This is a genomic window from Bacillus sp. LR_5 (assembly GCF_042709275.1).
Genome location: NZ_JAVAXX010000287.1, coordinates 1 through 7,749, shown reverse-complemented (window position 1 = coordinate 7,749; position 7,749 = coordinate 1). Strand labels below are relative to the sequence as shown.

Here is a 7,749-nt window from a genome sequence, read left to right as displayed (position 1 = left end):
CCCGTTTCTTAACAGGAACGGGTTTTTATTTTTTATTAAAGAAAAGGAGCCAGGCTCCTTTTTATACTTACTCAGCGTATTGGTCTAGGATCTCTTCTAGCACCTCTTCTAGCTCTTCTGTATCTTCAAGCTCTGATTGGCTGAAACGGACGCGTACAAGCTGTTCTCCGTCATTATACATCTCTTCCAGCCACCCTCGGAGTCCTCTTGCTCTGCGGTCGACTTCGAAAATGATTTCCAAACCGTCTTCGTCTAAAAGGAAAATGAGCTCTAATTCATCAAGCATCTGACGATAATATCCGGAAGTCGGAACGAATTCGAATTCTTGAACAAACGGAAGACGACGCTGGAAGTAGGGCGCTTGTTCGCAGTCTGCTTCGTTAAGACGGAAGCCCAGGTTTTCGATTGCTTCAAGCACATTTTCAATCCAAGGGTGCGCTTCAACAAAAATGCGGTCATGATCGGATTTATCGATACCGCCTTGAATGTCAAGGTCTGTCACCACGGCAACCTCTACTTTCCCTACAGTGATCGGCGTATCTAGAGGCAGAGTGAATGTGAACGGAAATTGATGCTCTTCACCAGGCTGTATGGTAAATGAACCAGTGACCCGGAAAGAATGAATTGTAGCGTATTTCCGGTGCTCTTCATCGTCTTTTACAATGACATATCGTGTGCTAAGCTGTAAATCGATATAACGGATGTCCTGAGCGATTTTTCCGCCTTTGACATGTACCGTTCCCTGTACTTCTTCTCCTGGAAAATATGCGTCTTTTTCTAAAATTGTATCTACTTTTGCAGCTCCAATTCCGGCACTTGCCGCAAGCTTCTTAAAAAATGACATGTTAGATCTTCCCCTTTTTCTTTTTTCTCAACAGATATACGTAAGAAGGCGGAAAAAAGATTCGTTTGATTCATACTTTTTTCCTATTATTCGTCTCGGCCTAGGGACAGACTAAGAATAATATTGAAAATAAAGGAGTGGATGGAAGTGAATAAAGAAAGTTTGGTTGCGGATGAATTACACAGAATGTTTTTGGCTGGTGAGCTGCAAATCACAGTAGAGGAGGATATAAACAATATTTCCGAAAGGCTGAGAAACGGCGATCTCAGTTTAGACCGATTAAGCGGTGAAGACGCGTTTATAAAAGAAACGGTAAATGAGGCTTTAAGAAGAGTGGAGCAATAAAAAAGAGACGGCATCTCATCTTTGAGATCCCGTCTCTTTTTGTGGTCTTTACTGCAAGATAAAAGCGTAATTGCTCACCCGAGCCACCCCTTTTCTAACAGAAGATCTGACAGTTCATCATGGAGATAAACAGTTGTATCTAATTGATCATGCAATGCTCTTCTGATGTGGGGATTTTCGGTTTCTGTTATTGCGACAGTGTATTTGTTAATGCTGGTTTTTATTGTTGTTAACAAATCAAGAATATCTTTGGGACAAAGACTTTGTTCAATGGGAAACCACCTCCTTTGTTTTTTTAGCAGCTCCTGATAAGAAAGTATTTGACTTTGTTTCTTGCTTCTATACAAAATGCTATAATAAGCAACAAATTTTGTTGGGGGGTGTGATGATGAAGCAGATTATTGCGATGGGGGGCGGGGGTTTTTCGATGGAGCCGGATAATTTGTCCCTCGATCAATATATCCTCAATCAATCAAAACGAGAGCAGCCTCGTATTTGTTTTTTGCCGACGGCGAGCGGAGATTCCCAAAACTATATTCAGCGGTTTTATCATGCATTTCAAACATTGGATTGCGTGCCGTCTCATTTATCTTTGTTTAAGCCGCCATCATCAGATTTAGCTTCTTTTGTTATGGAAATGGACGTGATTTATGTTGGCGGGGGAAATACGCGGAATTTACTTGTGTTATGGAAAGAGTGGGGGCTGGACCATATTCTCAGGGAAGCATGGAAGAACGGTGTGGTTTTAGCTGGAATAAGTGCCGGTGCGATCTGCTGGTTTGAAGAAGGGGTGACAGATTCAGCCGGACCGCTGACAAGTTTGAAAAGTTTAGGTTTTTTGCAAGGGAGCTTTTGTCCCCATTATGACGGGGAAAAGGATCGGAGACCGGCATACCACCAGCTGATATCTAACAAGTTCTTATGCAGTGGCTATGCAGCGGATGATGGGGCTGCTCTCCATTTCATAAATGATCAGCTGTTTCAGACTATGAGTTCAAGGTCGGGTGCAAAGGCATATCGGGTGATGATGGCTGAACATGAAATAGCTGAAATCCCGTTGCCGGTCAAATATTTAGGGTGAAATTAGCTGAATATTATCTATATTCCTCTTTTTTTCAGATTGATTTTATGATAAGATGAGTGCGAAATCAATAGTTACTGGGGGTGCCCGCTTTCGGGCTGAGAGAGAAGGCAAGCTTCTTAACCCTTTGGACCTGATCTGGTTCGTACCAGCGTGGGGAAGTAGAGGAATTGTTTTTGTTATTGTCTTGCTGGGCAATAATATGTTTCTTTCTGACTGTAACCGGGTTCATTTATATGAATCCGGTTTTTTGTGCTGGTTATGGGCTTGATTTTGTCCTTTCAAACGTAGAGAGGGGAAGGAAAAGTAATGCAAAACAATTCAGTGCAGCAAGCCAACATTTCCATTATGTCAAGTTTTTCAGGCAGCAAGAAGGTATACGTGGAGGGTTCTTCTTCGGACATCCAAGTACCGATGAGGGAGATCCTATTGAGTCCGACGACGGGATCGTTCGGCGAAGAGGAAAATGCGCCTGTGCGTGTCTATGATACAAGCGGACCGTATACGGACCCTGAAGTAACCATTAATATTCAAGAAGGATTAAAGCCGCTCCGCCAAAAATGGATCACAGAGCGCGGTGACGTGGAAGAGTATGAAGGTCGGGCTATAAAACCAGAAGATAACGGTTATAAAAAAGCAAATCCAAACGTAAGCTACCCAGGATTAAAGCGGAAACCGCTGAGGGCGAAGGCAGGTCAAAATGTCACTCAAATGCACTATGCAAAAAAGGGGATCATTACACCTGAGATGGAATTTATCGCCATTCGTGAGCATGTGTCTCCTGAATTCGTCAGAGACGAGGTAGCCAGCGGCCGGGCGATTATTCCTTCAAACATTAATCACCCTGAAAGTGAGCCAATGATTATCGGCCGGAATTTTCATGTGAAGATTAATGCGAATATCGGGAATTCAGCGGTTACGTCATCCATTGAAGAAGAAGTGGAAAAAATGACGTGGGCCATCCGCTGGGGAGCGGATACGATGATGGATCTCTCTACCGGAAAAGATATTCATACGACGCGTGAATGGATTATCCGCAATTGCCCCGTGCCTGTGGGAACTGTTCCGATTTATCAGGCGCTTGAAAAAGTAAACGGCGTAGCGGAGGATTTAACGTGGGAGATTTATCGTGATACGCTAATCGAGCAGGCAGAGCAGGGAGTGGATTATTTTACGATTCACGCGGGTGTTTTGCTTAGGTATGTACCGCTGACTGCCAAACGGACAACTGGTATCGTGTCACGCGGGGGAGCGATTATGGCGCAGTGGTGTCTGGCTCATCATCAAGAAAGCTTTTTATACACACATTTTGAAGAAATCTGTGAGATTATGAAAATGTATGATATTGCTTTCTCTCTTGGGGATGGTTTGCGTCCCGGATCAATTGCTGATGCCAATGACGAAGCGCAGTTTGCTGAATTAGAGACGCTTGGAGAGCTGACGCAAATTGCCTGGAAGCATGATGTTCAGGTGATGATTGAGGGTCCTGGCCATGTTCCGATGCATAAAATCAAAGAGAATGTCGATAAACAAATGGACATTTGTAAAGAAGCGCCTTTTTACACATTGGGGCCGTTGACAACGGATATTGCCCCGGGATATGACCATATTACTTCAGCGATCGGAGCGGCGATGATCGGTTGGTACGGGACAGCAATGCTTTGTTATGTAACGCCGAAGGAGCATTTAGGGCTGCCAAACCGTGATGATGTTCGTGAAGGAGTCATTACATATAAGATCGCTGCGCACGCTGCGGACCTTGCAAAAGGGCATCCCGGAGCGCAAATCCGGGATGATGCGTTATCGAAAGCCCGTTTTGAATTCCGCTGGCGGGATCAGTTTAATTTATCTCTTGATCCGGAGAGAGCCCTTGAATACCATGATGAAACCCTGCCTGCTGAAGGAGCAAAAACCGCTCACTTTTGTTCCATGTGCGGTCCGAAATTTTGCAGCATGAGAATTTCACAGGATATTCGGGATTATGCGAAGAAAAACGATCTCAGTGAAGCAGAAGCTATAAATAAAGGATTAAAAGAAAAAGCAAAAGAGTTTGTCGATACGGGAAGCAATTTATATCAATAAAAAAAATGAAGATGGAGAATGCTCCATCTTCATTTTTTTTAGAAAAACAGAGAGCGTCGAAGCGGCGGAATACTCTGTTCAAAGCGGAAAACATTTTCTGGATCATATTTCGTTTTGACACGGCGGAGTCGTTCAACGTTTTCGCCGTAATATGTTCTTGGCCAGTTTCTGATTTCGATATCTGGCCAATTTACGTAGTCTCCCATCGTTTCTCTCGAAAGGGACGTTCTCAGCCCCTCAATCCAGCGGACGTTTTGTCTTTTTTCTCCAGGGGATGTCCAGTTTGTTAAGTATTCCTGGGCAATGATTGCATCACGATAATAAAATGCCGTTTGGTCAGGAGCGATCCGTCCGGCTGCCCCGCCGAGTGCTTGCTGCCAGACACTGGCGTTTTGATTCGGAGCGTGCTCTAAAAAGTGTTTTATTGTTGTAATCGCACGTTCTGATAATGGCTTTTCAATGAAAGAGCCGGAGCGTTTCATTTTTTGAGGCTGATTGCCTCCCGGGCTGTTAAAAAAGGTTACCGCTTCGATGAACGGCATTGTTTTTACCATTCCGCTTGTTAGGCTTCCTGCTTTCAATAAAGGCTTTAACAGTTTTTTTAACTCTGTTTTTGGCCCGACAAATTGGCCGAGTGCTTCTATGCGGTTTACTTCTTTAGGCCAAAACTCTATTGATGATGTAAGCCGGTCATCTGTATACGGGGCCCAGTGCTGCCACGTGTTAAATACTTCCTCAAAATCATCCCATCCCCATGTTATAGAAAAAATCGACACTTGAGAGATGGGCACTGCTTTAAATGTCATGGAGGTGACTATGCCGAAATTGCCTCCTCCGCCTCCCTGAGACGCCCAAAATAAGTCTGGATGATTTGAACAGCTGACTGTAATCAGATCAGCGCCCTCTTTTTCGTCTGCTACGATCATCTCAAGCTGCACGAGGCTGTCGCAAGTAAGGCCGGCAGCCCTTGTTAAAAGTCCAATTCCCCCTCCGAGAGTTAAACCTGTGAGCCCTACATTAGCAATGGTGCCTGCGGGAAGCGTCAGGCCGTATTGCCAGAGTGTCCGATAGACTTCTCCCAATTCAGCCCCCGCTTCAATATAGGCCAGCTTTTTATCCTGATTCACAGTTATTTTTTTCATCTCGCTTAAATCAATAACAAGACCGTTATTTAAAAGGGAAAAGTTCTCATAGCTGTGTCTGCCGCCTCTAATACGGAAAGGCACACGGTTTTCACGCGCCCATTTCAGCGCATTGAGTGCATCCTGTTTGTTTTGGCAAAACACAATGATGTCAGGATACCTTTCTAAGCTTAGGTTAATATTGGTTCTTGCTTCGTTATAGTCCGGATCATCCCGTGTCACGATACGTCCGGTCAATTTTGTCTTTTCCACACTCCCACATCTCTTTCTCTCGTATTCTAGTTTCTCTAGCTTATGCGTCAAGGGAAAAGAGTGTATAAGGAAAAAGCGGGGATGCAATCTGATACAGTGTCAACTCCCTTAAAAAATAGTTGACAGGTCGGTATTGTATGAATTAACATGGTCAGTACAAATTTTTCAAATTTATCGCGCTGATCGGAACACCGAAGGCTCTTATCGTTTAGATAAGGGCCTTTTTTGTATGAAAAAGGAGGGATTATTGATGGGAGTCAAAAAAGAAAAGGGGAGAAAACGATTCAGGAAGCGAAAAACCTACGGGAATCAGATTTTGCCGCTTGAGCTGCTGATTGAAAAAAACAAACGAGAGATTATAAACAACGCGGAGCTCATGGAAGAAATTTATATGAAGATTGATGAGAAGCATACGCAATGTGTAACTAAATATAAAAAAACCCGCTGATTACAGCGGGTTTTTGCATTTCTACATTAAGCATCTTTTTTAATCGGCAATCCAAGGCCTTCTGCCACGCGTTTTCCGTATTCAGGATCCGCTTTGTAGAAGTGCTCGATTTGACGAAGCTTGATTTCTTCTTTTTCTACCGGCTTCATAGCATTAACGATATTTTCAACAAGGCGGGTACGTTCATCTTCACTCATTAAACGATACAGATCACCGGCTTGAGTGTAGTGATCGTTGTGATCGTAGCTTACGCTGTCAGCGATACCTTGTACCGGATATGCTGCTTGCTTATCCTCAGGTGACTCTTTTGGACCGCCGAAGCTGTTAGGCTCGTAATACACAGATCCGCCGCCGTTATCGTCAAAACGCATTTGTCCATCACGCTGATAATTGTTTACTTTGTTGCGTGCACGGTTGATTGGCAGCGCTTGATGGTTTGCACCGACACGGTAGCGGTGTGCATCATGATAAGCAAACAGTCGGCCTTGAAGCATTTTATCCGGTGAAACATCAATACCAGGCACGAGTGTTCCAGGTGAAAATGTCGCTTGTTCTACCTCTGCAAAGTAGTTTTCCGGATTTCTGTCTAGAACCATGCGTCCGACCTCGATTAACGGGTAGTCTTTTTGAGACCAAACTTTTGTGACATCAAACGGATCGAAACGGTACGTGTTTGCATCTTCTAAAGGCATGATTTGCACATATAGTTTCCATGCAGGATAATCACCGTTTTCGATTGCATTGAAAAGGTCTTCTGTATGGTAATCAGGGTTTTCACCGGCAATTTTTGCTGCCGTATTGACATCAAGGTTTTTCACGCCTTGTTCCGTTTTAAAATGATATTTAATCCATACGCCTTCGCCTTCGGCATTTGTCCATTTGAATGTATGGCTTCCGAAGCCGTGCATGTGGCGAAGTGTTGCAGGAATTCCGCGGTCAGACATCAGGATTGTCACTTGGTGAAGTGACTCTGGTGAAAGTGACCAGAAATCCCATACAGCCGTTGGGTTTTTCAGGTGTGTTTTTGGATCTCTTTTTTGTGTATGGATGAAATCAGGGAACTTAATCGCATCGCGGATAAAGAATACAGGCGTATTGTTGCCGACGATGTCGTAGTTTCCTTCTTCAGTATAAAATTTAACAGCAAATCCGCGCGGGTCGCGAACTGTGTCAGCAGAGCCAAGTTCACCGGCAACTGTTGAGAAACGGATGAACAACGGTGTGCGTTTGCCGACTTCAGAAAGGAAAGCGGCTTTCGTGTATTTTGTTACGTCGTTTGTCACTTCAAAATATCCGTGTGCGCCTGCTCCTTTGGCGTGAACAACACGTTCAGGAACACGTTCTCGGTTGAAATGGGCCAATTTTTCGAGTAAATGTACATCTTGAATTAAAGTTGGTCCGCGAGAACCGGCAGTCATTGAGTTTTGATTATCTCCAACCGGAGCGCCCCAGCTAGTTGTCAGTTTATTTGAACTCATGTTATCACCTCTTGGAATTTATAAGAACATAATATCATCTCTATGTAAACAGTCAATATTATTTTATAATTATTATA

8 protein-coding genes and 1 riboswitch are annotated in these 7,749 nt (G+C 43.9%); of the genes, 4 read left to right on the top strand and 4 right to left on the bottom strand.

Annotation, left to right across the window (positions count from 1 at the left end):
- Positions 1–67: 67 nt before the first annotated feature.
- On the bottom strand, positions 68–844 hold the full coding sequence (gene spo0M / locus RAC86_RS32020; protein WP_003233481.1) for a sporulation control protein Spo0M: 777 nt from the start codon (positions 842–844) through the stop codon (positions 68–70).
- 141 nt (positions 845–985) lie between these two features.
- Here spo0M and RAC86_RS32015 point away from each other — a divergent pair, with 141 nt between their 5' ends.
- The gene (locus RAC86_RS32015; protein WP_014479229.1) at positions 986–1,189 is read left to right on the top strand and encodes a hypothetical protein; all 204 of its coding nucleotides are present in this window, start codon (positions 986–988) and stop codon (positions 1,187–1,189) included.
- Between the two features lie 74 nt (positions 1,190–1,263).
- On the opposite strand, the gene RAC86_RS32010 is transcribed toward RAC86_RS32015, so the two are convergent.
- Positions 1,264–1,536: a spore coat protein gene (locus tag RAC86_RS32010; protein WP_144482645.1), complete on the bottom strand. Its 273-nt coding sequence runs from the start codon at positions 1,534–1,536 to the stop codon at positions 1,264–1,266.
- A 41-nt stretch (positions 1,537–1,577) separates the two neighbouring features.
- On the opposite strand from RAC86_RS32010, the gene RAC86_RS32005 reads away from it, so the two are divergent.
- Positions 1,578–2,270, top strand: coding sequence for a Type 1 glutamine amidotransferase-like domain-containing protein (locus tag RAC86_RS32005; protein ID WP_377886448.1), 693 nt, complete (start codon positions 1,578–1,580; stop codon positions 2,268–2,270).
- Between the two features lie 69 nt (positions 2,271–2,339).
- Positions 2,340–2,447, top strand: a riboswitch (TPP riboswitch).
- A 132-nt stretch (positions 2,448–2,579) separates the two neighbouring features.
- A complete protein-coding gene (gene thiC / locus RAC86_RS32000) occupies positions 2,580–4,352 on the top strand; it encodes a phosphomethylpyrimidine synthase ThiC (RefSeq protein ID WP_017697515.1) in 1,773 nt (590 codons plus the stop codon).
- A gap of 38 nt (positions 4,353–4,390) precedes the next feature.
- Here thiC and RAC86_RS31995 read toward each other — a convergent pair whose 3' ends face one another.
- A complete protein-coding gene (locus tag RAC86_RS31995; RefSeq protein WP_377886447.1) occupies positions 4,391–5,746 on the bottom strand; it encodes an FAD-binding oxidoreductase in 1,356 nt (451 codons plus the stop codon).
- Positions 5,747–5,996: 250 nt separating this feature from the next.
- On the opposite strand from RAC86_RS31995, the gene senS reads away from it, so the two are divergent.
- Positions 5,997–6,194 carry a transcriptional regulator SenS gene (senS, locus tag RAC86_RS31990; RefSeq protein WP_015715547.1) on the top strand — a complete coding sequence of 66 codons (198 nt, stop codon included), beginning with the start codon at positions 5,997–5,999 and terminating at the stop codon, positions 6,192–6,194.
- 26 nt (positions 6,195–6,220) lie between these two features.
- Here senS and katA read toward each other — a convergent pair whose 3' ends face one another.
- Positions 6,221–7,672, bottom strand: a complete 1,452-nt coding sequence (gene katA, locus RAC86_RS31985; RefSeq protein WP_014476225.1) for a catalase KatA — start codon at positions 7,670–7,672, stop codon at positions 6,221–6,223.
- Positions 7,673–7,749 lie beyond the last annotated feature (77 nt).

What these genes read in the sequence shown, in the direction of transcription:
- spo0M (WP_003233481.1), bottom strand. Translation starts at nt 844, where the DNA reads ATGTCATTTTTTAAGAAGCTTGCGGCAAGTGCCGGAATTGGAGCTGCA.
- RAC86_RS32015 (WP_014479229.1), top strand. Translation starts at nt 986, where the DNA reads ATGGAAGTGAATAAAGAAAGTTTGGTTGCGGATGAATTACACAGAATG.
- RAC86_RS32005 (WP_377886448.1), top strand. Translation starts at nt 1,578, where the DNA reads ATGAAGCAGATTATTGCGATGGGGGGCGGGGGTTTTTCGATGGAGCCG.
- thiC (WP_017697515.1), top strand. Translation starts at nt 2,580, where the DNA reads ATGCAAAACAATTCAGTGCAGCAAGCCAACATTTCCATTATGTCAAGT.
- senS (WP_015715547.1), top strand. Translation starts at nt 5,997, where the DNA reads ATGGGAGTCAAAAAAGAAAAGGGGAGAAAACGATTCAGGAAGCGAAAA.
- katA (WP_014476225.1), bottom strand. Translation starts at nt 7,672, where the DNA reads ATGAGTTCAAATAAACTGACAACTAGCTGGGGCGCTCCGGTTGGAGAT.